Source organism: Alteromonas sp. HB246098, from assembly GCF_054890645.1.
On the sequence record NZ_JBTZUG010000009.1, the window covers coordinates 139,752 to 166,112 of the forward strand.

At 45.0% G+C, this 26,361-nt stretch carries 27 protein-coding genes; 15 read left to right on the forward strand and 12 right to left on the reverse strand.

Features of this window, described 5'->3' with window-relative positions; translation table 11 throughout:
- Nucleotides 1–107: 107 nt before the first annotated feature.
- On the reverse strand, nucleotides 108–746 hold the full coding sequence (locus tag ACYTPF_RS17225; RefSeq protein ID WP_179984767.1) for a DUF2959 domain-containing protein: 639 nt from the start codon (nucleotides 744–746) through the stop codon (nucleotides 108–110).
- Complete coding sequence (locus ACYTPF_RS17230) at nucleotides 743–985, reverse strand: hypothetical protein (RefSeq protein ID WP_025257569.1); 243 nt, start codon at nucleotides 983–985, stop codon at nucleotides 743–745. The genes ACYTPF_RS17225 and ACYTPF_RS17230 overlap by 4 nt, the downstream gene beginning before the upstream one ends.
- A 188-nt stretch (nucleotides 986–1,173) precedes the next feature.
- Between ACYTPF_RS17230 and pip the strand changes: the two genes are divergently transcribed.
- From pip to ACYTPF_RS17245, 3 genes are all read left to right on the forward strand, one after another.
- Nucleotides 1,174–2,151, forward strand: a complete 978-nt coding sequence (pip, locus tag ACYTPF_RS17235; RefSeq protein WP_179984768.1) for a prolyl aminopeptidase — start codon at nucleotides 1,174–1,176, stop codon at nucleotides 2,149–2,151.
- Nucleotides 2,148–2,585 carry a D-aminoacyl-tRNA deacylase gene (gene dtd, locus ACYTPF_RS17240; RefSeq protein WP_179984769.1) on the forward strand — a complete coding sequence of 146 codons (438 nt, stop codon included), beginning with the start codon at nucleotides 2,148–2,150 and terminating at the stop codon, nucleotides 2,583–2,585. Before pip ends, dtd begins: the two co-directional genes overlap by 4 nt.
- A 232-nt stretch (nucleotides 2,586–2,817) precedes the next feature.
- Nucleotides 2,818–3,732 carry a bifunctional GNAT family N-acetyltransferase/hotdog fold thioesterase gene (locus ACYTPF_RS17245; RefSeq protein ID WP_179984770.1) on the forward strand — a complete coding sequence of 305 codons (915 nt, stop codon included), beginning with the start codon at nucleotides 2,818–2,820 and terminating at the stop codon, nucleotides 3,730–3,732.
- Between the two features lie 111 nt (nucleotides 3,733–3,843).
- Here the strand turns inward: ACYTPF_RS17245 and rpoH are convergent, their stop codons facing one another.
- The gene (gene rpoH, locus ACYTPF_RS17250; RefSeq protein WP_179984771.1) at nucleotides 3,844–4,698 is read right to left on the reverse strand and encodes an RNA polymerase sigma factor RpoH; all 855 of its coding nucleotides are present in this window, start codon (nucleotides 4,696–4,698) and stop codon (nucleotides 3,844–3,846) included.
- A gap of 628 nt (nucleotides 4,699–5,326) precedes the next feature.
- Here rpoH and ACYTPF_RS17255 point away from each other — a divergent pair.
- Nucleotides 5,327–6,553, forward strand: a complete 1,227-nt coding sequence (locus tag ACYTPF_RS17255; protein ID WP_461853069.1) for an EAL and HDOD domain-containing protein — start codon at nucleotides 5,327–5,329, stop codon at nucleotides 6,551–6,553.
- Between the two features lie 153 nt (nucleotides 6,554–6,706).
- The gene (locus ACYTPF_RS17260) at nucleotides 6,707–7,942 is read left to right on the forward strand and encodes an EAL and HDOD domain-containing protein (RefSeq protein ID WP_461853070.1); all 1,236 of its coding nucleotides are present in this window, start codon (nucleotides 6,707–6,709) and stop codon (nucleotides 7,940–7,942) included.
- An 83-nt stretch (nucleotides 7,943–8,025) separates the two neighbouring features.
- Here ACYTPF_RS17260 and ftsX read toward each other — a convergent pair whose 3' ends face one another.
- Genes ftsX through ftsY form a run of 3 tightly spaced genes read right to left on the reverse strand, consistent with a single transcriptional unit; the run spans nucleotide 8,026 to nucleotide 11,419 of the window.
- A complete protein-coding gene (gene ftsX / locus ACYTPF_RS17265) occupies nucleotides 8,026–9,006 on the reverse strand; it encodes a permease-like cell division protein FtsX (RefSeq protein WP_461853071.1) in 981 nt (326 codons plus the stop codon).
- Nucleotides 9,003–9,716, reverse strand: coding sequence for a cell division ATP-binding protein FtsE (gene ftsE / locus ACYTPF_RS17270; protein WP_461853072.1), 714 nt, complete (start codon nucleotides 9,714–9,716; stop codon nucleotides 9,003–9,005). The genes ftsX and ftsE overlap by 4 nt, the downstream gene beginning before the upstream one ends.
- 26 nt (nucleotides 9,717–9,742) lie before the next feature.
- A complete protein-coding gene (ftsY, locus tag ACYTPF_RS17275) occupies nucleotides 9,743–11,419 on the reverse strand; it encodes a signal recognition particle-docking protein FtsY (protein WP_461853073.1) in 1,677 nt (558 codons plus the stop codon).
- Nucleotides 11,420–11,485: 66 nt separating this feature from the next.
- On the opposite strand from ftsY, the gene rsmD reads away from it, so the two are divergent.
- On the forward strand, nucleotides 11,486–12,172 hold the full coding sequence (rsmD, locus tag ACYTPF_RS17280) for a 16S rRNA (guanine(966)-N(2))-methyltransferase RsmD (RefSeq protein WP_179984777.1): 687 nt from the start codon (nucleotides 11,486–11,488) through the stop codon (nucleotides 12,170–12,172).
- 68 nt (nucleotides 12,173–12,240) lie between these two features.
- Here the strand turns inward: rsmD and ACYTPF_RS17285 are convergent, their stop codons facing one another.
- Entirely contained in the window at nucleotides 12,241–12,819 is a 579-nt protein-coding gene (locus tag ACYTPF_RS17285; protein ID WP_179984778.1) for a YjaG family protein, read from the reverse strand.
- Nucleotides 12,820–13,422, reverse strand: a complete 603-nt coding sequence (locus ACYTPF_RS17290) for a YhgN family NAAT transporter (RefSeq protein WP_118491750.1) — start codon at nucleotides 13,420–13,422, stop codon at nucleotides 12,820–12,822.
- A gap of 497 nt (nucleotides 13,423–13,919) precedes the next feature.
- Between ACYTPF_RS17290 and ACYTPF_RS17295 the strand changes: the two genes are divergently transcribed.
- A complete protein-coding gene (locus tag ACYTPF_RS17295) occupies nucleotides 13,920–14,102 on the forward strand; it encodes a helix-turn-helix domain-containing protein (RefSeq protein WP_118491748.1) in 183 nt (60 codons plus the stop codon).
- A 46-nt stretch (nucleotides 14,103–14,148) separates the two neighbouring features.
- Here the strand turns inward: ACYTPF_RS17295 and pepB are convergent, their stop codons facing one another.
- Nucleotides 14,149–15,432 carry an aminopeptidase PepB gene (gene pepB / locus ACYTPF_RS17300; RefSeq protein ID WP_461853074.1) on the reverse strand — a complete coding sequence of 428 codons (1,284 nt, stop codon included), beginning with the start codon at nucleotides 15,430–15,432 and terminating at the stop codon, nucleotides 14,149–14,151.
- Between the two features lie 191 nt (nucleotides 15,433–15,623).
- On the opposite strand from pepB, the gene sfsA reads away from it, so the two are divergent.
- The 7 genes from sfsA to panC all read left to right on the forward strand — a co-directional run bounded on the left by sfsA (nucleotide 15,624) and on the right by panC (nucleotide 21,655).
- A complete protein-coding gene (gene sfsA / locus ACYTPF_RS17305; RefSeq protein ID WP_461853075.1) occupies nucleotides 15,624–16,340 on the forward strand; it encodes a DNA/RNA nuclease SfsA in 717 nt (238 codons plus the stop codon).
- A 240-nt stretch (nucleotides 16,341–16,580) separates the two neighbouring features.
- The gene (dksA, locus tag ACYTPF_RS17310; RefSeq protein WP_012519849.1) at nucleotides 16,581–17,030 is read left to right on the forward strand and encodes an RNA polymerase-binding protein DksA; all 450 of its coding nucleotides are present in this window, start codon (nucleotides 16,581–16,583) and stop codon (nucleotides 17,028–17,030) included.
- 73 nt (nucleotides 17,031–17,103) lie between these two features.
- The gene (gene gluQRS / locus ACYTPF_RS17315; protein ID WP_461853076.1) at nucleotides 17,104–18,027 is read left to right on the forward strand and encodes a tRNA glutamyl-Q(34) synthetase GluQRS; all 924 of its coding nucleotides are present in this window, start codon (nucleotides 17,104–17,106) and stop codon (nucleotides 18,025–18,027) included.
- 98 nt (nucleotides 18,028–18,125) lie between these two features.
- Entirely contained in the window at nucleotides 18,126–19,448 is a 1,323-nt protein-coding gene (gene pcnB / locus ACYTPF_RS17320; protein ID WP_179984782.1) for a polynucleotide adenylyltransferase PcnB, read from the forward strand.
- Nucleotides 19,441–19,956: a 2-amino-4-hydroxy-6-hydroxymethyldihydropteridine diphosphokinase gene (folK, locus tag ACYTPF_RS17325; RefSeq protein ID WP_179984783.1), complete on the forward strand. Its 516-nt coding sequence runs from the start codon at nucleotides 19,441–19,443 to the stop codon at nucleotides 19,954–19,956. The genes pcnB and folK overlap by 8 nt, the downstream gene beginning before the upstream one ends.
- A 41-nt stretch (nucleotides 19,957–19,997) precedes the next feature.
- A complete protein-coding gene (gene panB / locus ACYTPF_RS17330; protein WP_461853077.1) occupies nucleotides 19,998–20,792 on the forward strand; it encodes a 3-methyl-2-oxobutanoate hydroxymethyltransferase in 795 nt (264 codons plus the stop codon).
- Between the two features lie 11 nt (nucleotides 20,793–20,803).
- Complete coding sequence (gene panC, locus ACYTPF_RS17335; protein ID WP_461853078.1) at nucleotides 20,804–21,655, forward strand: pantoate--beta-alanine ligase; 852 nt, start codon at nucleotides 20,804–20,806, stop codon at nucleotides 21,653–21,655.
- Nucleotides 21,656–21,822: 167 nt separating this feature from the next.
- Here panC and panP read toward each other — a convergent pair whose 3' ends face one another.
- Nucleotides 21,823–23,457: a pyridoxal-dependent aspartate 1-decarboxylase PanP gene (gene panP, locus ACYTPF_RS17340; RefSeq protein WP_179984785.1), complete on the reverse strand. Its 1,635-nt coding sequence runs from the start codon at nucleotides 23,455–23,457 to the stop codon at nucleotides 21,823–21,825.
- Nucleotides 23,458–24,017: 560 nt separating this feature from the next.
- Here panP and ACYTPF_RS17345 point away from each other — a divergent pair.
- Nucleotides 24,018–24,749 carry an EAL domain-containing protein gene (locus ACYTPF_RS17345; RefSeq protein WP_179984786.1) on the forward strand — a complete coding sequence of 244 codons (732 nt, stop codon included), beginning with the start codon at nucleotides 24,018–24,020 and terminating at the stop codon, nucleotides 24,747–24,749.
- A gap of 104 nt (nucleotides 24,750–24,853) precedes the next feature.
- Here ACYTPF_RS17345 and trmB read toward each other — a convergent pair whose 3' ends face one another.
- Together trmB and ACYTPF_RS17355 are read right to left on the reverse strand one after the other, a co-directional pair.
- Entirely contained in the window at nucleotides 24,854–25,531 is a 678-nt protein-coding gene (gene trmB, locus ACYTPF_RS17350; protein ID WP_179984787.1) for a tRNA (guanine(46)-N(7))-methyltransferase TrmB, read from the reverse strand.
- On the reverse strand, nucleotides 25,531–26,346 hold the full coding sequence (locus tag ACYTPF_RS17355; RefSeq protein WP_461853079.1) for an ABC transporter permease: 816 nt from the start codon (nucleotides 26,344–26,346) through the stop codon (nucleotides 25,531–25,533). Before ACYTPF_RS17355 ends, trmB begins: the two co-directional genes overlap by 1 nt.
- Nucleotides 26,347–26,361 lie beyond the last annotated feature (15 nt).

Genomic DNA, 26,361 nt, shown 5'->3' on the forward strand with positions numbered 1-26,361 from the left:
ACGGGCGTAATGATGATTAGCCTTACGCCTCGGCTCTATAAAAAATGTATGAAACGAAAGAAGGGAGCTACAAGCTCCCTTCTTTATAATTAATGCCTAACTAATGGCTAGTTTTTCATCGAAGATATAAAAGCGTCAGACTCAGCGATAGCTGAATTCATTTGTCTGATAAGCTGAGCAACATTGTTTTCAATAGTAGAAAGTTCGCCCTGCAGTGCACCAATGGCGCTGGCATTTAGGTTGTGCTTCAAGTACAACACATTATCTTGAAGCGCGCTTAATACTGGTGGCATTTTGCTTTCAGCTTTACGCATAGCTGTCATTAATGAAGAGTAGCGACGCTTGGTCTCGCGAAGCTTCGCCGCGCTATCCCGTTTCAACGACGCATTCTCATACTTTTCAAGCTCTTCTGCCCACTCGTCAAACAAAGCTTCAGCAACGCTTTCCACTTTATCGATGCGTGAACTCACTTCTTCTGAAGCAGCAACGCTGTCTTCGTACTGACCATTCAAGCGATTGTAAACGTCTTCTAGCTCTCCACCATCGAACGCAACAGCAGCACTGAATGCTTCTAACGCAGAGTTAAACTGCTCTTGTGCGTCTTCCTGTGATTCTTTTGCGTTTTCAACGCGGTCAACTAAGATATCGCGCTTTTCAACGCCTACCTTTTCCCATGCTGCGTAATATGCAGACTGACACCCACTCAGGGCAAGCATAGCAACAAATGCTGATGCGATTAACTTCATGCGGTTACTCCACCTCTAAAACGTGCTGCGCTTATAATACAAATCAAATGCAAAAGGGCACCTAAAGGCCAAAAGACAATGGCAAGTACCACAGTTGCAGCTAAGGCATAACATACGCCTACTGTGATGAAAAAGAACAATGCACCTAAAATTCTTCCCTGTACCAGGTGACCTAACCCAGGAATAAAGAAGTTACAAATTGCGGCGATAACGTTACCGCCCGATCCTTGACCTGCCATATCAACATCCTCGCATTTATGACTATAATATGATTAGCTAGCACGTAATGACACTTGTTCTATAGTATAGACTTAGCGTTCATTGCTTAATTTACAAGCAAAAACGGCGTTGAAGCAGTCAGCACGCAAACGTTTGAATAACAATAAACTAAACTAAAACAGGCACTCACACAACGCGCAGAAACAAAATGAAACGACTTTACCCCGATGTTACCTACTATGAAAACGGATTTATCGAAGTGGGAAGTGGGCATTCGCTTTACTTCGAGCAAAGTGGCAATCCAAACGGTATCCCCGTACTTTTTATTCACGGCGGACCTGGCGCAGGCTTACCCCCTAACTACAAATGCTTTTTTGATAGCAACAAATATCGCATTATAGGTTATGAGCAACGTGGTTGCGGCCGCTCTACCCCCCTCGCTGATACGATAAACAACGACACTTGGTCTAATGTTGAAGATATAGAAGCACTACGAACTCACCTTTCTATACCAAAATTTTTACTATTCGGCGGCTCATGGGGCTCTACACTCGCCTTACTTTATGCGCTCAAGTATACCTCGCGAGTAACAGGTCTCATTCTTCGCGGCGTATTTTTAGCCCGGCAAGAAGACAGAGATTGGTTTTTATCGCCAAATGGATGCGCAGCTCAGTTATTTCCTGAGTACTACCGCAAATTCACCAAGGATGTGCCTACACCGGTGACCTCAAGTGCAGTCTGCAGTTTTTATAGCGCAATGGTACGCTCTAGCAATGATGTACTGCGCCACGCAGCCTTAAAGCGCTGGTATCAATGGGAAGAGCGATTATCGCGCATTACTTTACCACCCGGCGTAGGTGACTCTACTGACAATTACCCCATGCAATTGGTCACTTGCCTAGCAACTTTGGAGTGCCACTTCCTTTCTAACAAGTGTTTTTTAGATGAAAACTACATCCTTGAAAACATTGATAAAATAAGTCATATTCCGGGCACTATTATTCACGGTCGCTACGATATGATATGTAAAACGGAAGCTGCTGAAGCACTTCACAAAGCATGGCCACAGAGCCAGTTACAAATCATCCCGGATGCGGGGCACAGCACATCCGAGCCCAGTATAGGATATGCTCTTTGCCGCGCTACTCGCGACATGTCACGCTTTATTCAGGAGTCATCAAAGTGATAGGACTTATCCAACGGGTATCAGAAGCTAATGTAGCTGTAGACGGTAACGTTATTGGTGAGATTGGCAAAGGCATGTTAGTGCTGTTAGGTGTGGAAAAGGAAGACAGCGAAGCGCAAATAGAGAAGCTTGCAAATAAACTGTGTCGGTATCGCATGTTTAGCGATGAAGATGGCAAAATGAATTTAAATATTGAGCAAGTCGATGGCGAAATACTGGTGGTATCTCAGTTCACGCTTGTTGCAGACACTCAAAAAGGGAACCGTCCAGGCTTCTCTCGCGGTGCATCCCCAGAGCATGGTCAAGCTATCTATGAACAATTTGTGCAGGCCCTTAAAAATAAAGGCATGAAAGTAGCCACAGGCGAGTTCGGTGCAGATATGCAAGTTGGCCTTATTAACGACGGGCCTGTTACTTTTCAGTTCAATGTCTAAGAGCTCAAGGGGCGCGTCTCCCTGCGCTAGGCGGCTGAACCTTTATTTTTACCAGCTAGGCGAAGGCGATAAGGGCAATCCTCGCTTTTTAGTCCGTAACTTTTAGGTCCATCAGTTTACAGGTAACTGTGTACTTCTTCGGCATTCCAAGTTTGCTTACACAATTAAACTTGTACCTCATGGGTTCTTACGTTTAAATACTCCTTCATTCATTTAAGAAGGTCGGTTTATTGTGTACAAGGTAGTTACGCCAAAAAGCGACGCCGAATTTGAAGCCTATTTTCATTTTCGATGGGAGCACTTACGCCAACCATGGAATTTCCCTCCCGGCTCTGAGAAAGACGAATATGAACAGGTCGCAGAGCATCGTATTATTACCAACCGTAAGAACGAAATTGTAGCCTGTGGTCGTGTTCATTTAAACACTGCTGAGGAAGCACAAATTCGTCATATCGCGGTACATCAGGACCATCAACGCAAAGGCTTAGGTCAGATGATAATGGCGGCGCTGGAAAACGTTGCCAAAGACTTAGGTGCTGAGCGAGCAGTGACAAATAGCCGCGAAATATCTATCGACTTTTTTAGTGCGTGTGGTTTTGAAATTGAGCGTGAAGCCCCTAACGAATTAGGTATGCTTAAACGCCAGCAAATGGTTAAGAAATTCACTGAAAACAATTCCTTAATACTACACCCTAAATGGTGTAAATCGCTGCAGGAAACCTGGTCAGAGACCATACCTATTACTGAGCACATGGGTATAAAACTATACCAGTATACCGGGCGCACCCTTGAAACCCGCGCTTCGCTGAATAAAAATATTAATATTCACGGCACCATGTTTGCGGGCAGTATTTTCTCTTTAGCTACACTTACCGGCTGGGGCATGATTTACTTGCAGCTTAAAGAGCGTGGATTAGACGGTGACATTGTATTAGGCGATGGTGATATCCATTACCACAAGCCGATCACTATGAAGCCAAGGGCCATCTGTAATATCGAAACCTTATCGGGTAAGTTTAAGCCGCTAGAAAACGACAACAAAGCGCGGTTTGAATTGAGTGTGGCTATTTTGGATGGCGATACGCCGGTAGCCGAGTTTGACGGTGTCTTCTACGTTCTTCCCCCCTCTAAAAACGAAGAAGAGTAGCGTTGCGGGCTCTCGCTTTGCCACTAGCGATAAAAATCTACACATAAAAAAAACGCCTTAAAGGCGCTTTTTTCAAAGTTAAGCTTTTGTGCAAGCTATTTACTGTGCGTACTACGCAACCATAGCAGCTTGAAGTTTTTTCATCGCGTTCTTTTCAATTTGACGAACACGTTCTGCAGACACCTGATACTTATCAGCTAAATCTTGCAGCGTAATCTTATTGTCTGCTAACCAACGGGTTTCAATGATGTCTTGGCTACGCTCGTCTAGCGTTTTAATTGCTGAATACAAACGCTTGCTCGCCGCTGTATCCCAATCATTGTTAATCACATCAGTTTCAACGTCTGAAGACTTGTCCTCTAGGTATTGAACTGGTGCGAAATTACCTGTTTCATCTTCATCTGCAGTTAAGTCAAACGCTTGGTCCTGAGAACTCATACGTGCTTCCATTTGAAGCACTTCTTTCGTACTCACACCTAATTCATCTGCAACGGTTTGCACTTCAGCATGAGTAAACCAACCAAGACGCTTTTTCGCCTTACGAAGGTTAAAGAACAGTTTACGCTGCGCTTTAGTTGTCGCAACTTTAACTATTCTCCAGTTTTTAAGTACAAACTCGTGAATTTCTGCCTTGATCCAATGAACCGCGAAAGAAACCAAACGCACACCCACTGTAGGGTCGAAACGCTTAACGGCTTTCATCAGACCGATGTTACCTTCTTGAATTAAGTCGGCTTGTGGTAAGCCATAACCTGAGTAAGATTTTGCAATGTGCACTACAAAACGAAGGTGTGACATTACTAGCTTACGAGCGGCTTGTAAGTCTTCGTCTTCGCGAAGGCGCACTGCCAACTCGCGCTCTTCCTCAGCGCTAAGCATATCAATGCTGCTTACAGCTTGAATGTAGCCTTCAATGCTACCGCTGTGTGGCACTGACAGGGCCATAGATTGCAAATTGTTGCTCATTGTTCACCTCATTTATTGCCGCTTCATATTAACAAAGTAACTGAAGCTGCGCGAGACCTAATTAAGATATGAAGTCTAACCGATATGTAGGTATAGTGACTATTTCTACAATATCAAGACCTAGAATAAGAAAAAAAGTTCAACTTTAAGAAAGAACTATCCATTTAGCGCTCTCTCAGTCAAAACCTCTCACCATTCCTTATGAGCGCAAGCTCTTTTAACTTCATACTCCACTAACGCCACATCCGTTCAACGATTGGCCTGCATTTAGTGGTAGTCGGGTAGGTCATCTAACCACAACGCTATTATACTTTAATTACATAGCAAGAATTAAAAGCTAATCTCACTGGTATGAATTCTAACGTTTATACGCTACCTACATCGGCGATAACGTAAATATTAGCAATCAGCGTTCTTAGCGTTCTTTTAAACGCTCGCTGTAGTGCCATACCTTGATTATATGAGTATTTTAAACCTTGCTTTTCTCTTCGGAAATTGAAAATATTAGATTGTATTAATCGATTTTGCACTACGACCGCTGCATGGCATTTTCCAGACAACAACAATAAAAAACTGGAAGGGAAATACTTAAGGAAGGAGTAAGGCAAGTAAAGCAAAGAGGAACTTAATGTTTGCTTACGTCGCTAGACAACCCATATTTAATGTAAATCGAGAGGTTTACGCTTACGAACTGCTTTTTCGCGTGGGCGAGGAAAATTGCTTTCCAGATATCCCTCCCGATGAAGCTACCTCGAAAATTCTCACTTCTACTCACTTAAGCTTAGGCATTGAAGAAATTACCGGTGACAAAAAAGCGTTCATCAATTTTCATCGAGATACGCTAATGTTTCGCTTTCCTACGTCGTTAGATGCTGACAAAGTTGTAATCGAAATCGTCGAAACGGTAGAGGTAGATGACGCCTTAGTTGCAGCGTGTAAACATATCAGAGGATTGGGTTACCCAATTGCCCTAGATGATTATGACATGAAGGGAAAATGGGAAGCCTTCATTCCATTCACCAGTGTGGTGAAAATTGATATCACCGAAATTTCTCACGATAAAATCCCCGCCTTGGTAGCGCGTTTCAAATCAAACAGCATCAAACTAGTGGCCGAAAAGATTGAAACCTATGAAGAATTCCATAAGTTCAAAGAAATGGGGTTTGATTATTTTCAAGGCTATTTTCTTGCTAAGCCGGAAATCGTTAGGCATAGGAAGTTGGGGCCAAGCAGCTTAACTATGATGGAGCTGCTCACCTTAAGCAGCCAACCTAAGCTTAATTTCGATGATGTGAATAAGATTATTGAAAGAGATCCATCGCTTACCTACCTGCTGCTGCGCTTTATCAATAACCCGATGGTAAATAAGCGTCATAAGATAACGTCACTTAAGCATGCGCTAACCTTTATGGGTGAAGTAGAAGTGAAGAAATTTATATCTTTACTCGCTCTTGCCAACTTAAGCGATGGTCAACCCACCGAATTGATGCAGATGGCACTGGTTCGTGCGAAATTTTGTGAGTTAGTGTTTACCCAACTCGAGACGTCTGACAATCCGCTGAAAGGCTTCCTTACTGGACTATTGTCTTTGCTTGACGCCATGATGGAGCAACGTATTGATGATCTGGTAAGCAAGGTACCAATCAGTGATGATGTTAAGGGCGCGCTTTGCGGTACTCCCGGTATGCTGCGTAATTGCTTGACGGTTGTTCAATATTTTGAACGAGCTAAGTGGGCTGGTGTTAAGCAATTTGCGACAAAATATGAAATGAAACAAAGCCAATTACACAGCTACTACAATGAAGCAATAAAGTGGGCAAAACACATTCATAACGCAGCATTGAAAGATGACTAACCAGCTTAATAAAAGAATAGGTTTTCAAAATAATCATTGATTTGTTGTTAGATTATACCTACATATCATAGACTAGGGTGTGGGCTTAATTTTTCTAAGTCCATTTGATACCAATAAAAACCTCGTCAAACCATGTTGCCTCAGGATTAGTTTATGTTTGCGTTCATAGCTCGCCAGCCTATTTTAGACAAAAGCAAAAACGTATTTGCCTATGAACTCTTGTTCAGGGATGGTAAATCTGGCGCATACCCAGAACACAGCGACCAAAAAGCTAAGTATATTTCTGAACATTTTCATCCGCTAGGGCTTGACGATATAAGCGGTGAGAAAACATCCTTTATCACATTCTCATCTGATACCATTATTTCGCGCTTTCCAACTTCGCTCAATCCAGAGTCGGTCGTTGTTGAACTTGCCGACCCTACCGATAACGCGAACGGTCTGTATGAAGCTTGTCAGCACATCAAACAGCTTGGCTTTAAGCTCGCCATCGACGACCCTATGATGGTAGGCGCAACCCATGATGTCTTCCCTCTTATCGACATAGTAAAAGTAGATGTCACTAAAACTCGCTTTGAAACCATCGAAAAGCACATCCCCCGCTATCATGATGCTAACGTGAAGCTTGTTGCTGAGCAGGTCGATACCCAAGATAACTTTTCTACTTGTGTAGACTTAGGCTTCGACTTCTTCCAAGGCTATTTCTTTTCACAGCCTGAAGCGCGCATACTTAAGCAGCTTCCAGCCTCTAAAATGAATATCGTAGATTTGATGGGAGAGAGTTCAAGTACTAGCTTTGATGTTGAGCGCATTAGCCAAATTATTGAACGCGACGCCACGCTTAGTTTCTTATTGCTAAAGTTTATTAATAACCCAACCATCAATAAGCGTTACAAAATTACATCGTTGAAGCATGCCCTAAATTACATGGGTGAAGTTGAAATTAAGAAATTCATCGCGTTATTAAGTTTGACTAATTTAGGCGATGAAAAGCCCTTAGAAATCATTCATATGTCACTCGTACGCGCCAAGTTTTTTGATTTACTTGCCGAGCGCAGGGGCATTAAAAATAACCCGCCGATATCTTTCTTAGTTGGGCTATTTTCGTTACTTGAAGGTTTACTCGACCAGTCTATGACTGACATTGTTAAACAGCTTCCGCTGTCTGAAGAGGTGAACGACGCCTTGTTGGGCAAAAACCTAGAAATGAACAACTACATGACGTTAGTTCGCGCCTTTGAGAGTGCTCTTTGGATGAACGTGATCAAGCAAGCAAAGTTGCTGAACATTGATCAAAAGCAACTACATATGCTGTACAACCAAGCTATTACGTGGGGCAACGGTGTACGCAGTGCTATTTCTGCACACTACCCACGCGCTACTGCTTAACTATTAAAGATGCAAGGCGTTAGCCATTAGCTAGTTAGCACATACTCGTAAGCACAATAGCTAGGGTTTTAATTTCATCACGTTTATTTGGGCTCAATCTCTTTTACGTGACGTTGCACTGAGATAAGGGAACCGAGCAAGCCTAATAGTACTGAAAGCCCTAGCATGGTTAGCAATGCTGAACCGGTCAGCCCAGTAATATTAAAATCTTTCTGATACATGGCAGCAAATGTGGTTATGCTGCTATCCATCCACCACAAAATAATAATTACGGCAAACCACGCTATTAATCCGCCTAGTAAGCCATACCAAAAACCTGTGTATAAAAAAGGGCGGTGAATAAACGCATCGGTAGCTCCCACCAGCTTCATCACTACAATTTCATCGTATTTGTTGAGTATGTTCAGTCGGATAGTGTTACCAATAATGAGCACCACAGCGATAAACAAGAGCAACCCAATTAAAGTAACTAAGTCTCTTGCGATATCAATAACTGCGTACAAGCGCTCTAACCACTCAATATCGAGCTTGCCAATGTCTACTTCTCGCTGCTGGCGCAGCTTGTCTAACAGCGCTTTAGCAGCAGTGGGTGATGCATGTTTTTCACCAGGCGTAACTAAAACAACATCTGGCAGCGGGTTTTTCTCCAGATACGCGATAGCATCGCCTAATCCGGATAAATGCTGAAATTCCTTAAGTGCGTCATCGGCAGGAATGTAAACCACACTGTCTATTTCAGACCAGGTATTCAGTCTAGCCACGAGCTGTTGTGAGCTTGCAGCATTAATATTAGGCTTTAGAAAAAGAGAAATTTCTGATGCCTGGTCCCAGCCCGCGGTAATTTTCTCAGTGTTTTTTACCATGATATAAAGGGTGCTTGGCAAGGTTATGCTCAAACCCAGTACGCCAATTGTCATTAACGAGGCTAAGGGCTGTCGCCAAAGCTCACCAAGGCTAGACAAGGCTTGTCGCACATGGCTAACAAAGAACATGACGATAGTTTGTACCATGCCCACTTTTGCTGCAGATGCGCCTTGGGCGCGACCTTTAAATAAAATACTCAAGACCACTCTCCTTCGCCATTACCTGAACCTGCGCCACCCATATCGTCGGTTAGGCCATCAGTAATCATTTGCCCGTTTTTAAGAGTGAGCGTGCGATAGCGCATACGAGCAATTAACCCTAAGTCGTGAGTCGCAATCAGCACGGATACTCCCGCTTGGTTAAAATCTTCGAACAAGCGGATAATTTCCATTGAAAGTTTAGGGTCGAGGTTACCGGTTGGCTCATCGGCTAGCAGTAAAGGAGGTTTATTTACCACTGCTCGCGCAATACCCACCCGTTGTTGCTCACCTCCAGATAACGTAATAGGCAAGCAGCGGGCTTTGTCTCTAAGCCCTACCATTTCGAGGGCGGCATCCACACGTTTGCGAATTTCTTTGTGTGTATACCCTTCAATTACTAGCGGCAAAGCGACGTTGTCAAAAACTGATTTATCCATTAACAGCTGATGACTTTGAAAGATCATACCAATATCGCGGCGAATGTAGGCAATATCTCGACGGGTAATGGTGTTAAGGTCGTGACCATTAATAAGAACGCGCCCTACTGTTGGGCGCTCCATTAGGCTGATAAGTTTAAGTAGTGTACTTTTTCCTGCACCCGAGTGCCCTGTTAAAAAGGCCATTTCACCTGGGGCAATATGAAAATTCACCTTACTAAGCGCACGTTGCCCGCCTGGATAGGTTTTGCTTACCTGCTCAAACTTTATCATTATTTTTCCCTACCGCTTTGCTGGTTTTAGCTTTCAGGTGTGTCCATTTCGCTAAACAAGGCGTCAATAAATTCTTGGCCGTCGAACTGGCGTAAATCATCGATACTTTCGCCAACACCTATATACCTTATAGGAATTTTAAACTTATCGGCAATAGAGAATATAACACCGCCTTTTGCTGTACCGTCTAATTTGGTAAGGGTGATACCCGTTAAGCCCACGGCTTCGTTAAACAACTTAGCTTGGCTAATAGCGTTTTGCCCGGTACCAGCGTCTAATGTAAGCATCACTTCGTGAGGCGCATTGGGGTTGATCTTCTTCATAACGCGAACCACTTTCTTTAGCTCTTCCATCAAGTTGTTCTTGTTCTGCAAACGCCCTGCGGTGTCAGCAATAAGAATATCAGTGCCGCGCGATTTGGCCGCTTCTAGAGCATCGTAAAGTACCGATGCACTGTCAGCACCAGTATGTTGCGCGATAACGGGAATGTCGTTGCGCTCGCCCCATACTTGAAGCTGTTCAACGGCAGCAGCTCTAAAAGTATCACCGGCGGCAAGCATTACTTTCTTACCTTCTTGCTGAAACTGCTTAGCAAGTTTACCAATAGTGGTGGTTTTACCAACACCGTTAACACCTACCATCAAAATAACAAATGGGCCTTCACTTGAATCGTGCGCTTTCATAACCTTCGAAAGCGGCTGGTTAACTTCAGACAGCATACCCGACATTTGTTGCTTCATGATTTCCAGTAAAGCTTCCGCGTCTTTAAGGTCTTTTCGTGACGCGCTATCAGTCAAGTGGTCAATAATTTTCTGTGTGGTATCCATACCCACGTCGGCCACTAAAAGCTGTGTTTCAAGATCTTCGTACAGCTCGTCGTCAATGGTTTTGCCTTTAAATAGGCTAACGATACCGCTGCCTAAATTCTCTTTTGTGCGAGATAGGCTGGCTTTTAAGCGTGCAAATAGCGACTTTTTCTCTTTCGGCTTTTCTTCCGCTTGAGCTTTCGCCTGTGCTTCGGCTTCTGCCTTTGCGCGAGCCTCCTCTTCCGCTTGGGCTTTAGCCTGTGCTTCAGCTTCCGCCTTTACGCGAGCTTCTTCTTCCGCTTGCGCTTTAGCCTGTGCTTCAGCTTCTGCTTTTACGCGAGCCTCTTCTTCCGCTTGCGCTTTCGCCTGTGCTTCAGCTTCCGCCTTTGCGCGAGCTTCTTCTTCCGCTTGCGCTTTCGCCTGTGCTTCGGCTTCTGCCTTTACGCGAGCCTCTTCTTCCGCTTGCGCTTTCGCCTGTGCTTCGGCTTCTGCCTTTAAGCGAGCTTCTTCTTCCGCTTGGGCTTTCGCCTGCGCTTCGGCTTCCGCCTTTGCGCGAGCCTCTTCTTCCGCTTGCGCTTTCGCCTGTGCTTCGGCTTCTGCCTTTAAGCGAGCTTCTTCTTCCGCTTGGGCGTTAGCCTGTGCTTCGGCTTCTGCCTTTAAGCGAGCTTCTTCCGCTTGGGCTTTAGCCTGTGCTTCAGCTTCCGCCTTTGCGCGAGCCTCTTCTTCCGCTTGCGCTTTCGCCTGTGCTTCGGCTTCTGCCTTTAAGCAAGCTTCTTCTTCCGCTTGGGCTTTCGCCTGTGCTTCGGCTTCTGCCTTTAAGCGAGCTTCTTCTTCCGCTTGGGCTTTTTGTTTCTCTGCTTTCTTGTTCTTACTGAACCAGCCAAAAAGTTTCGACATCGTTAGGACAAATCCTTATAAATTCTTAGCAATTTCGGCTACACTTGCCGCCTAATGTATGAACGCATGATACCATTGTCGGCCACTATGAAGCGAGTTTCTCGCCCCACTCGGGCACCATCTTCTGCAAAAAAACCTCATTCACCAAAAAATGGTAGAGCCCACCGTGCAAATAGCACTGGGCAGATACGTATTATTGGTGGTCAATGGCGCGGTAGGAAGCTACCTGTATTAAACGCAGAAGGGTTAAGGCCTACTACCGACAGAAATAAAGAGACCTTATTTAACTGGCTAATGCCTTATGTTAACGACGCACGCTGTCTAGATGTATTTGCGGGCTCGGGTGGACTGGGTTTAGAAGCATTATCGCGCTATGCGGCACATTGCGATTTTATTGAATTAGATAATCAGGCTGTGTCACAGCTAGAAAGTAACCTTTCTTTACTTAAAGTAAATGAGGTTGCATCAGCCAACGTCTACCAAGGTAATGCGCTAAACATATTGAAGGGGCTAAACGCTTCAACGCCTACCGAATTACCTTACGATGTAGTATTTGTTGACCCGCCGTTCGGCAAAGATTTGGTAGCACCTGCGCTTATATCGCTTGCAGAGAATAACCTAGTGCAAAGCGGCAGTGTAGTTTACTTAGAGCATGAGAGTGCACTCACAACACCTTCTTTACCTACCCACTGGCAAGTTATTAAAGAAAAACACACCAGCGCACTGCGCTACATGTTAATAGAAGTGAGCTAACTAAAACGTACGTACGCTTAACTTAGCGCAAAGCCGTGAACCTACCTGCAGTGCACGGCCTAGCTACTTTAAAGTTCAAGACCTATGTTTGAGATACCCGCTTCCAGCGCGAGAGCTTTCATTTCGTCTGCTGCCTTTGCAGGGTACTTAGCCTGCTCAACGTAATCGAGCAGTTCGTTTTGTACCTCTACTTCAAATTCCATAAGTGGATGAGCTTTCACGGTCTCATCATCAGCTTCTTCGCTTTCTAATAAATAAGCTTCAACGCTACCTTGAGATAGTTTGCTGATTACCACAGCACCTTGGGGGTCGTCACCTGCTATTAGATTAAGTAGGCCAGCTAATCCGATAGCTGCATCAATAGCAGGGTACACGCCATAGTTATCGTGTTCGCTGGTATCCGGGGTGGCAACTTCCACTTTTTCAAGCTGCACTGCGATATTAAATTTACTTTTAGGAGACTTAAGTGTTTCCCAGACCAAGTTTAAGCAGTTGCGTAAGGCATTCGCATCACCACTTTCTGTCAGCTCACAAAAAAGCGTGTAGTTAGGCAGCATACGTTCCAGTAACGCAGCGCCGAATGCAACGGATTTCCAGCCTTCCAAGGCGCGAACACGCCCAAAGGTATTAAGTTTTTGCTTTGCCATTTAAAGGGCTCCAGTGGCATGCATGAAATATTTGGTAACGCCATCTAACAACATTTGGATAGCGATCATAACGAGGATCATACCCATTAATCGCTCCATCGCAACTAGGCCGCGCTCCCCTAAAATTTTATGAAACACGTTTGAAAATAATAAGATGACGGCGCTAATCGACCAGGAAGCAGCAAGCGCTAGTGACCAATCCACCATTCTATCCGGTGCTTGATTAGCAAGTAGTATTAACGCCGCTAAGGTTGAGGGGCCTGCGATCATAGGGATAGCAAGAGGCACCAAGAAAGGCTCTTCACCCACTGCAAGTCCACTTGGATTGCCGGACGACGGAAATATCATCTTAAGCGCAATAAGAAATAGAATGATACCACCGGCAATACTCACAGTTTCTTGCTCTACATTCAAAAAGTTAAGAACCGACTGACCGCTGAACAGAAATAAGAATAAAATACCAAGCGCAAACAATAGTTCTCGTATAAGAATAAATTGACGTCTTTTAGGCTCAATGGATTTAAGCACCGACATAAAAACCGGCAGATTACCGAGCGGATCCATGATCAAGAAAAGCATGACGGCAGCGGACCAGGTATCCATTTTTTTATTGTCTCCGATTGAGAGCGTAAGCCCAATTTTAGCGTGAATCGTAAAGTATAACTCAATATTCATGCAGATAGATGGTTATGGCGCGCAATGGTAAACCAAGCAGAGTGAGTAAAAAACACCTTTTAACACTCGACTGCTGCTCTTTATATCTATCTAACTCCGATTTTTAAGCAAAAAGCGCGTGCCCATCATTAGCGATCATTAAAAGAATCGGTAAAAAAGACTCGAAAAATAACAAAAATGGGCTTAACTAAAACAATAGGAAGCAGTATGCAACAGGCGTAGCAACGATAACCTTATCTAGCCTTTGGTTTATGCAATGCGTAAATAGGCACGCTCACCATAGCTGGATGTTTAGTATTTTATTCGCCTTTTAGGTAATGTCTTGTACAAAGCGCTTCTGATGTAATGACAAGATCACACAGCCTTGACCAAAGTAGAGGCTTGGTTAAAACCTAACAAAAACAACCACAATAGGAAAAATTGTAATGAGTTTGATGACGGTAAAAGAAGTGGCGGCATTTCTGGGTGTGCAAGAAGTACGCGTAGAGCGTCTAGAGCGCGAAAGCCTTTTAGTATCAAAAGACAAAGATACCGACGGTAACCCACTTTTTGATAGCGGTGACGTTGAGCGTTATAAGAAACTAGCTGAACGCTTGGGCGGGATCTAGTTAACGAAAAGGGGCGACACTCTGTGAAGCCCCCTCTGTTTTTTATTTATGCAGTGAAATCTTTCAGCATTCTGGCAATTGAACGAATGCCTTTTGCTGTTGCACCTACTGGCATTTCAGCGGTTGCACCACCGTGATAGGCCGCAGCCAAATCTAAATGTACCCAGCCTTCTGCTTTAACAAAGCGCGATAAGAAGCCAGCAGCGTTTGACGCACCGCCACCACCGCCACCTTTCATCGGGCGGCTGTTCGCCGTGTCAGCAAACGCTGAAGGGCAACGGTCTGCGTGAAAGTCTTCAAGGGGTAATGGCCAAAAGCGTTCATTCTCTGCTTTTGCGGCTTTAAGCATTTGATCGCGTGCATTATCATCTAGCGAGAATACACCATGATAATCAGAGCCCAAGGCAACCATTGCCGCACCCGTTAACGTTGCTGCGTCGATAATAAGCGGTGCGCCAGTTTCCGTTGCGGCCATCAAACCATCAGCCAGTACTAAACGCCCTTCTGCATCAGTGTTAACAACTTCAACGGTTACCCCATTTTTGTAGGTAAGTACATCGCCCAGTTTATAAGCGTGACCACTTATCAGGTTTTCCGCACAGCACAATATTAGCTGGATACGCTTTTCGCTGCCTTGAGAAATAGATAAGCCTAGCGCGCCAGTTACCGTTGCCGCGCCCCCCATGTCACACTTCATATCTAACATACCTTCGCTAGATTTAATGCTGTAACCGCCGCTGTCGAAGGTAATTCCTTTCCCTACTAGCACAGCATCGACGGGGGCATCTTCGTTGCCTGTGGGATTGTAATCAAGGACTAGCATTGCAGGCGGGCGTTCACTACCACGACCTACGTTATAAATACCTATCCAGCCTTGCTCTTTAAGGTCTTCACCTACTGTCATTGAGTAAGAGACTTTGTCTCCACCCAGCGATTTAAGCCACTGGGCAGCACGTGTCGCGAGGGTTTCAGGGCTAAGGTTTTCAGGAGTTTCGTTTACCAGCTGACGAGTAAATAATAATGCCGCATACTCCTGCTCTAGCGCAGCTTTGTCAGCCGTATCCGCCCATTGGATAGAGGCAGGCTTAAGAGCACGGGTAAAGCTAAGTGCAAAGGCCCACTGTTGCTCTTTATGCCAATCACCCTTAAGCGCAACGGCAGGCAACCCTAGACCATCTAACTTTCTCGCTGCTTGCTGAATTAATCGCTCGTTAAGCTTGTCATCAGGTAGGTGAATAACTGCGCCTGATTCAGTGAAAGAAAGCTTAGCGCTTTCGCCCCATACAGCTTCAGCACTATTGGTTGAAAGGCTTACGGTAAATTCTGCCATCGCGTTTTATTCCTTATACATCGTTATGTTTTCGATAAGCGCTTTTTGCGCTTGCTCAAATCTTTGTTACTCTCTTTTGCCTGCATACCGCGAACATATTGTGCGTTCCCTATAAACCCTATGCCATAGCACACGAGTACCAGCAGGGAACGTCTCCGCGGTGAACCTAATTTTTATAAAAAAGGCGATACATGAAGTTTTCACCTTCGTTATTACGCGGCACCTTAATTAAAAGGTACAAGCGATTTCTTGCCGACGTTGAGCTAGACGACGGTTCAATCGTTACTGCTCATTGTCCAAATACTGGCGCAATGACCGGCTGCGCTGAACCGGGATATACGGTTTTTTTAAGTGAGTCGACGAACCCAAAGCGAAAGCTCAAGTATACATGGGAACTTGCCCAAACGTTTGATGGTCACTTCATCGGTATTAACACACACAATGCTAATAAGTTGGTGGCAGAAGCACTAGATAACAAGGTGCTAGGTGAATTTTCCGATATCGGCGGTTGGAAAGCAGAAGTAACACCGCCAACTGCCAACAGCCGATTCGACTTCGCGTTAACTAGGGAAAACGCGCAGCGTCAAAAACTTACAGAATACATGGAAGTAAAATCCGTCACTTTAGCGGAAAAAAATAAAGGCTACTTTCCCGATGCGGTAACCCAGCGAGGTGCAAAACACTGCTTGGAACTGGCTCGCCTAGCGCAAGGCGGTATAAAGACCAGCTTGTTGTTCTGTGTGCAACATACCGCTATTGAAAGTGTTCAAGTTGCAAAGCATATTGATCCAACTTATGCCGAAAGCGTACAGATTGCCGCTAATGCAGGCATAACTGTGCTTGCCGCAGGCTGTATAATTGATGAACAAAAAATCCTATTAAATCAATCACTCCCTGTGATTTTATAAAAAATAGGTTGATTTTTTTCATTTCGCCTTCATATTTGCGCCTTGTTTTAGTGGGAGAACGCACTAATGCGTTTGCTGGTAGCCAGTCGTATAAATGATTAAACATCTGGCAAATGTTAGAAACAACACACCAGCATAATAATTACATAGACACGATCGATTGCCTGAAGCTGTCGAGTCTGATATAGATATCGGTCCAATCAGGACAAGATGGATGTCGTAGTGTAGGAGATGTGGCAGATGCCAACAGGAAAAGAAACAAAATCCCTAGGACTATTAGCGCTGGCAGGTTTGCAGCCGTACGAGCCAAAAGCTGACGAAGAGTACATGGGCGAGCCCCAACTTGAGCACTTTCGTCTATTGCTTAAAGCGTGGCGCAATCAACTTCGTGAAGAGGTTGACCGTACGGTAACGCACATGAAGGATGAAGCAGCAAACTTCCCTGATCCTGTAGACCGTGCAGCTCAAGAAGAAGAGTTCAGCCTTGAGTTACGTACACGTGACCGTGAGCGTAAGTTAATAAAGAAAATTGAAAAAACGCTTAAGCGCATTGAAGAAGACGATTTCGGCTTCTGCGATTCTTGTGGTATCGAAATTGGTATCCGTCGCTTAGAAGCGCGTCCTACAGCTGATTTGTGTATCGACTGTAAGACCATGGCTGAAATCAAAGAAAAACAACTTCAAGGTTAAGCTAATAACCGCGAGTATGTTGATATAGAAAGCCTCATCCCAAAAAGATGGGGCTTTTTGTTAAACCTTAATTATGCATAACCACTATGTAGGGCGCTTTGCTCCCTCACCCTCCGGCCAATTACATTTCGGTTCACTCGTTACTGCTGTTGCCAGCTACCTAGACGCGAAAAGCCACAACGGCTCGTGGTTGCTTCGCATGGAAGACATCGACGAACCACGCTGCATAGCAGGTGTCGACAAGGACATCCTTACCACACTAGAAGCCCATGGTTTGTATTGGGATGGCGATGTCATTTACCAAAGTCAGCAACATCCTCGTTATCAAGAACTTCTCGATGACTTACTTACACAAGAAAAAGCCTATTTTTGCATCTGTACACGTAAGCAAATTAAAGCTATGGGCGGTATCTATAACGGCAATTGTCGGGACAAGACAGTGTGTTCAGCCACCCAAGACTGTGCACTGCGCCTAAAAGTAGATACGCCACTTGAAGCTTTTGAAGATGTGCTCATGGGTAAGTTTACGCCTTCTAGTTCAAACGCCAGCTTAAACGCCGAAGATGTAGTACTTAAACGACGTGACGGTTTGTTTTCTTACAATCTAGTTGTTATTTTGGATGATGTATTTCAGCAAGTTAACTGTGTAATCAGAGGGTGCGACCTTATTGATGTAACGCCATTGCAGCGCGCGGTGTATAAAACACTCGGTTACACCGCCCCTCAATACGGGCATGTGCCGGTAGCGGCTGTCGCGCCAGGCAGAAAACTGAGTAAACAAAACCGAGCAGCCCCCGTTAACAACGATACAGCGCTAAATAATATTGTGCGTGTAATGGACTTTTTAGGCTTTTCCTTTCCAAATGCATCAGAATTTGATGATATTGATTCAGCGCTTAAAGCGGCTATTTCGATGTGGGATAGGAAAAAAGTAGTGAAAACACCCGAAATTATTGTTCCACAGCATGAATCCACTTATTATAGCGAACCTTTATAGTCTGCGGAGATACCATCATCATTCATCGTGTTTTTAAATCTGTTAAGCGCGCTTTTTCAAAAGAGAGCTCGTCCTCTGACGCTTTGAAGCCAAGGACAATGACCCGTGGAGAACACGGTATTTCTCGTGAAGATGTAAGCGCAAATGCATTGAAAGTAATGTATCGCCTTAATGGAGCTGGCTTCGAATCCTATTTGGTCGGAGGCTGTGTACGCGATATTTTGATGGGGCACGAACCAAAAGACTTCGATGTGGTGACTAACGCTACACCTGAACAGATTAAGGGTTTATTCAGAAACTGCCGCCTGATAGGCAGGCGCTTTCGCTTAGCTCATATTGTTTTTGGTCGAGAAATTATTGAAGTTGCCACATTCCGTGGTCACCACCAAGAGTCCGACGAAGACGAAAACTTGCCGAAGGGCAAAGCTATTGCAAAGCGTGACGCACATGGTCAGTTAGTCCGCGATAACGTATTTGGCTCTATCGAAGAAGATGCTGAGCGCCGTGATTTTACCTTCAACGCCATGTATTACAGCGTGGCCGACTTTACGGTAAAAGACTTCGCTAACGGCCTAGCCGCCATAGAAAAGCGTGAAGTTGAGCTAATTGGCGACCCAGAAACACGCTACCGTGAAGACCCGGTGCGAATGCTACGCGCGGTACGTTTTGCCGTTAAACTTGGCATGAGCATCGAAGAAAAAACCGCGGCACCGATGAAATCTCTGGCGAATCTTCTCCAGAACATACCACCCGCACGTTTGTTTGAAGAAACCCTTAAATTGTTTTTATCGGGTAAAGGGGAAGAAACCTTCTTGATGCTGCACGAATACGGTTTAATTGAGCCTTTATTCCCTCAGCTTACGCCATTTTTAAAAGATGAAAACAGCCGCGAAATGCAGTTTGTGCGCCGCGTACTTGCCAATACCGATGAACGCATTAACAACGATCAGCGTGTGACACCAGCTTTCCTTTATGCAGCATTATTATGGTATCCGGTTGAAGAGCAGTCTCAACGCTTGCAAAGCGAGTCTGGCTTAAACGCACACGATGCATTTAACATTGCATCAGGCGAGGTTATTGCCCGTCAGACGCAACGCATTATGATCCCTAAGCGCTTCTCTACCGTGGTACGCGATATCTGGATTTTACAGCAGCGTCTTCCTAAACGCTTTGGTCGTCGTGCGTTTCAATTACTTACTCACCCGAAATTCAGAGCTGGCTATGACTTTTTATTGGCTCGAGGCCAAATAGAAGGCGGCGATTTGCTTGAGCTAGCTCAGTGGTGGACGCACTTCCAGCACGCTGACAATGGTAAACAAAAAGGTATGCTTAACGCGCTTCGCAAAAGCGAGGGTGGCGGAAAAGGTGCACCGCGAAAACGCAAGCGTAAACCCGCAGCGAAACGAGGTCCAGATGCATAAAGAGCATGTTTACATTGGCGTAGGTAGCAACCTTGGTAATAGTCAGGAAAAAGCGCAGCGTGCCTTTGATGCCATTAGTCAATTAGAAGATACTCGCGTACTTAAAACCTCTTCGCTTTATTCCAGTAAGCCGATGGGGCCGCAAGACCAACCTGACTATATTAATGCAGTATGCTTAATAGAAACATCGCTTAAACCTCACGGACTGTTAAAACAACTTCAGCGGATAGAGCTAGAAGAAGGCCGCGAGCGTAAGGGTGAGCGCTGGGGCCCGCGCACGCTAGACTTAGATATATTGCTATACGGCAGTGAAACTATCGATACTGCTGATTTGATCATTCCTCACTACGGTATGGCAGAGCGTGAGTTCGTTATGGTCCCCTTGTTTGAAATTGCCCCTAATATGGTAATGCACGACGGTAAGCCTATTTCAGCGTGGGTTGCTAACTGCTCGCTAGACGGACTTAGTCGCCTGCGAGACTTCCAATTAGCGACAAAATCCGTATAGTTCGCCACACGATATCAACAAATATCAATCTGAGACATGTCATGAAGAAAGTAACAGTATCTGGCTTGCTTAAGAAAAAGCAGGCCGGGGAAAAGATCACCTCTTTAACCGCTTACGACGCCAGCTTCGCCAAAATGTTTGATGAACAAGGCGTAGACGCCCTTCTTATCGGCGACTCTTTAGGCATGGTTCTTCAAGGTGAAGACGACACCCTTCCGGTAACTATCGACGATATTGCTTATCACACAAAAAGTGTACGACGTGGTACCGAGCGCGCTTTCGTTTTAGCTGATATGCCATTCATGTCTTACGCTACTCCAGAGCAGACCTACACTAATGCAGCAAAACTAATGGCTGCCGGTGCTAGCATGGTAAAGATGGAAGGCGGAAGCTGGTTATGCAACACCATTAAAGGCTTAAACCTTCGCGGCGTGCCCGTGTGCGGGCATCTAGGCTTAACACCCCAGTCAGTTCACGTATTCGGTGGATTTAAAGTACAAGGTCGTGAAGCAAGCCAAGCAGAAAAGCTGCTTAGCGAAGCAAAAGCATTAGAAGAAGCCGGTATTCAGCTACTAGTACTTGAGTGCGTACCTTCATCGTTAGGAAAAACAGTCAGCGAAGCCTTAACTATACCAGTAATCGGCATAGGCGCAGGTAAAGATACCGACGGCCAAATTCTAGTGATGCACGATATGTTTGGTATCAGCGCTAACTATATGCCTAAGTTCTCTAAGAACTACCTTGTAGAAACCGGTGATATGCGTAAAGCAGTGTCAAAATACATTGAAGATGTGCAAAGTGGTGCGTTTCCTTCTGCTGAACACAGCTTCGAATAACGGGGTAAAATATGAAGGTGCTTGATAGTATTTCAGCATTGCGCGACACCGTAAATACGTGGCGTCGACATGGTGAAACCGTAGGCTTTGTTCCCACGATGGGCAACCTGCACGACGGTCATCTTAAACTAGTTAAGAAAGCAAAAGCACACAACGATAAAGTGGTGGTAAGCATTTTTGTAAACCCCATGCAGTTTGGTGCGAATGAAGATTTAGACGCCTACCCACGTACCATAGAAGAAGATAAAGCTAAGCTTATTTCTGTGGGTGCTGATGCTGTATTTTTGCCTAGCGTCGCTGAGATGTACCCAGCAGGACTAGACGCGCAAACCTTTGTTGAAGTGCCTGGTATATCAGACTCTCACTGTGGCGCCAGTCGGCCAGGACATTTTCGCGGTGTGGCAACCGTGGTTACTAAGCTGTTTAACATGGTACAGCCAGACGATGCTTTCTTTGGCGAGAAAGATTTTCAGCAGCTACAAGTGATCCGCGCTTTAGCGCGCGACTTGTCAATGGCGGTAAAAGTTCATGGTGTACCTACCGAGCGGGAGGCGTCAGGTCTGGCAATGAGCTCTAGAAATGGCTACCTGACAGAGTCTGAAAAAGCCACAGCAAGCGCTATTTTTGAAGAGATGCAGCGTGTTAAAGCGAGCATCGAAAATGGTAATACTAACTTTGCTGAGCTTGAAAATATCATGGTTGCTAACCTTGAAGCGAAAGGCTTTAAGAAAGACTACTGCCAGGTAGTTAACGCAGCTACGTTTGAAGCGGCTAGCGATAGCGACAAAGAGCTAGTATTACTAGTTGCTATGTCTATGGGTAAAACCCGTTTAATCGATAACATGCAAATTACACGACGTTAAGCGAAAGCCACTTATAAACGAAAAAACGCCCGATGCAACACTCTTAAACAGAGCCAGCACCGGGCGTTTTTGTTTGTTCGTTTTGAAACGTTAGCTTTTCGTTAGCCTAGAAACTACTCGAATTTAAAAAGCTAACACCTTAGAGGCTAGCACTTAAGATGCTTCACCTAAGAAGCTAGAGTTTCTGTTTCGCTAACAAACTCCATAAGGTCCTTCCACGCCTGTGTTTCTTTCGCAATAAGATGCTGCTCAGCCAAAATAGCGGCCAAATCATTATGGCTCGTTAACGGGTTGGCTAACACCACCCGAAATACGGTAATACACTGAGACGGGTAATCTGGCGCTTCTAAACGAGTACGAGATACGAATGACTTACCAGCTTCACGCTGTTGCTTTTGTACTGCGACAACAAGCGCGTCAACTTTCTGATTAATCGCATTGCGCGTTTGGGCGTTAGCGTGCTTTAACTTTTCTTGTACCTCTTCAGGGCACACTCGATACGTTAATAGCGATAACGTCGGCGTAGTAGTTAATTCAAAGTCACTCGCCTTATCTATCATTTGTGAAAAGTCTTTGGCTTTATCGATACTGCGATCAATAAGGAGTTCGTAACCTTTGCGACCAAATATATGCAGCGCCGAATACACCATCATAGCCATACCGTTACGGGAGCCCTCTAGCGTGGTAGCGCCTAAATCTTTAGAGCCTGCACGCAGTATATACTGAGCATGGTGTCTAACCGCGTTGGCATTTTGTGGGTCTTTAAAAAGTGCCATGCCCGCGCCCATCGGCACGTACATTTGCTTGTGGGCATCAATGGTGACTGAGTCTGCACGCTCAATACCCTTTAATCGGTCGCGATAACGCGCTGAAAATAGGGTAGCGCCGCCCCAAGCTGCGTCTACGTGGAACCAGCAGCCCAGCTCTTTTGCAACGTCAGCAAGTTCATCCAGCGGGTCGACGTGACCGGTCTCAGTGGTACCGCCCACACCAACGATAGCAAGAAGCTTATTCCCCTCTTCCTGATAGCGTTTACCAATACGGAGGGCTTTCGCTGGATCTAAGGTTTGTTTCGGCGCAGCTACCGTTAACAGCTGCTCGCGACCTAAACCTAGTACGTCTACTGCTTTTGATAATGAGTAGTGGCCACGTTTACTGCACATCACCCCTAAGTTATTAATATCGTAGTGACGATAAGCAGCGGCGAGACCAGCTTTAGCTACGCCTGAAAAGCCTTTTTGTGGGCCGAGCAATTTATTACGAGCTACCCACAAAGCAGTGATATTGGCGATAGTACCGCCTGAACAGAATGCGCCTAATGAGTGAGCTGCACTATGCAAGTGCTCATCATAAAAACCTTGAGGCTGGTCATAAACAAGGTTGTGCATCATACCCAGCACTTGACGTTCTAGGGGCGTAAACGCTTTAGAGGTCTCTATTTTAACCAGGTTCTGGTTAAGCCCTACCATTAGCTTAGAAAGCGGTAGATGGAAATAAGGCAGCGCAGAGGTCATGTGACCAATAAAAGTAGGCGAGTAAGTATTTACAGAGTGCGCAACGAGCTTATCAAGTAAGCTTTCAGCATGAGTGGACACAAACTCAGGTGACTCAGGCACTTTGGAGTCTGAAAAATCTTTTTCAATTTCTTCTAACGACGTTTTTTTTGTCACTACATGCTGTGACAAAAAATCTAAGATATTGTCAGATAAATGCTGCTCTATTTGAGCCAGCTTTGAGTCTTTGTGTTCAGGTTTGGTAAAGACCCTAAACAGGTGCTCTAAACTAACTTGCGCTTCACCCACTCAACACACCTCATACTTTAAACAATCACACATTTCGCTTACATTTATTGGGCGAAATAAACAGGCGGTTTTGTAGGATACCGGCCTGACACTTACTTTTCCTTTTAGCCATTTAGCATGCTTCTTAAACAGCAGCTATTTAACCCCTATACCTCGTTGCTACATAAAAACTAGATATCGGCTAGGCTAATGCGCGTTGACGCGGTCCATTCGTTGCCAAACCTGAAACTTATCACAATACTTTCAGGGTGTGGCACTTTACATCAGTTTGCAATGCTCGCCAAGAGGTAGAAACCGCCAATTCACTGTCTTATGTGAAACATTCAGACTAGTTAGTCAATTTTCATGAACATGACGGACACACTATACCTTTAGCTGCCTAGTGATGTGACCTGCAAGGATAAACAATACTTCTTTCAAATTAGTACCGCAAAATTTTGCACTCTCAACTATATTTAATTTATGAATAGTGCGGATGTGCAGTCTGCTATAGCTGTTAAGTGCAGGTGTCAGCGACGTATCAGTCACTATTAGATACATTATTGCAAGGAGGTCGGTTTATGCCCATACGCGAAATATCCGAGGATTTCTCCATAGAAGATATTGTCCCCTACTTTCAACCCATCGTTGACTTAAATAGCCAAGGAGTGTGGCGATACGAATGCTTGGCACGCCTAATTACGCGAGGGGATAAAACATTTCTGCCCAGCGAATTTCTTTATCTTATCGAACGTGACCAGCATGTAAATTCACTTGCAGCAAGTATGTTCGTGCAGTGTGCGAGTTACTTTCACGATGTGAATATACCTTGGAATATTAATATTAGTGCCAAAGATTTATATAACCAGGAGCTCACCAACACACTTATAACCCACTTAGCGAGTTACCCTGCGCCCGAGCGAGTGAGCATTGAAGTCAGTGCATCTACAGCACTGTCTAACCCTAAAAACTTAACCGCCTTTATAGAAAAAAGTATGCATGCCGGGCTTGGCGTTTTCATTGACAATGTAGGCTCTTGCCCTGGAAATATCCGGGCTTTGATGAACCTGCCAGTTCGAGGCATAAAGCTAGCAGGCGGGCTAATCAAACATTACGATGAACAAGAGGCAGTAAGAGAGTATGTGGACTATTTATTGTCGCTGTGTGAACGACATAGCGTAAGCACGATAGCTGAACACGTTGAAGATGAAGCACATTTAGAACGCGTAAAGCGCCTGCCCATTCGCTATGCACAGGGCTATGTTTTCAGCCCGCCTTTGGCGAACGTGCGCTCCGCCACAGCACGGCATTAATAGGCTAGCCATTTGGCAATTTAGAAGAAGAAGGGCGAGGTATTGAAGTAAGCTCCCCGCCCTTTTATCCAAAGTAAGCTGCCGCTCAGATATTCAAAGCCTTATTAACTTTCTTCGCTGCGACAATTTAGCTTCCAACAGGACTGTCCACTACCTCGGTACTTTCGTTCAAACGGCGTCATGTGATTGTCGCCGGTGACTTCAGATAAGTCTGACACCATGCCGTAGTGTTTAGCCGCTTGCGCAAATTCCATTAGGTAGATAAGCCAGTTGCTACGCACCTCAATATTGGGGGTGATAGCCATCAGGTCTACCATGGCCGCACTGCCGTGCCAACGCTTTTGAACTTGGGTCTTTTTGGGGTACGGGTTAGGGTACAGCAAAAAGTGCTGCGTCACCTTCCAATTAGACTGTTTTACCAAGCGCCAAAAGTCATTCACATCAGCACGGATCACCCGATAGTTGTCCTGCTGCGCGCTGTAATGCTCATGCTTGTCGACCCGCAGGGCCGATTTATCAATGCCGATAACACGGGCATCGGGGTTAGCTCGTGCTATGTTGGCCGTACTTTCGCCTACACCACAGCAAGAGTCTAAAATAACCTCTCCATTGAAGCCATTATCGGCATCAAGCCAGGCACTTACTTCATCAAAGGCGGCTTGCGTATGCTCGCTAATCGGTCGCTTGTTTTCACTGACTTGGTACTTTTTTACTAAGTCGTCTAACTTATCGTGAATACCCACCTGCGAGGTGGTGATTTCCCTAGAGTTACCGCTTGCCATTAGCTACGAATACCTTTACCGGTTTTAAGTAAGTAGTACGCCACGCTAAACAGCAACGCGTTGAAGCCCACTAACAAAGTCAACGACAGTGTCACGTTTACGTCAGATACACCTAAGAAGCCGTATCGAAACCCGTTAACCATATATACAACAGGGTTCGCTTTACTCACCCATTGCCAGAATTCAGGCAATAGCGTAAGAGAATAAAATACGCCGCCTAAATAAGTTAACGGCGTTAAAACAAACGTTGGCACCACGCTGATATCATCAAAGGTTTTGGCAAACACTGCGTTAATCAGGCCTGCTGTAGCAAACAACGTAGAGGTGAGCAATAACGTCAGCGCAATAATGCCTAAATTATGTATTTGTACGTCAACGAAAAATAGCGACACCAAGGTAACGATTATTCCTATGAGAATAGCGCGTGCTACACCGCCGCCCACATAGCCAAGAATGATGACCGAGGTGGGTACAGGCGATACCAATAGCTCTTCGATATTACGCTGGAACTTTGCGCTAAAAAATGAAGACGACACATTGGCGTAAGAGTTCGTGATCACCGACATCATAATGAGACCCGGTACAATAAACTCCATGTAGGTAAAGCCCCCCATTTCGCCAATACGGTTACCGATAAGGCTACCGAATATAACGAAATAAAGGCTCATCGTAATAGCAGGTGGTACTAGAGTTTGTACCCATATGCGCAAAAAGCGCGTGCATTCTTTTATCCAAATCGTGGTTAGCGCTACATAGTTTTGTTTAAACCAACCCACGTTTTCTTCTGTGCTCATTTGTGTACTTTCAGTTTTCATGTTCTTCACCTTTTC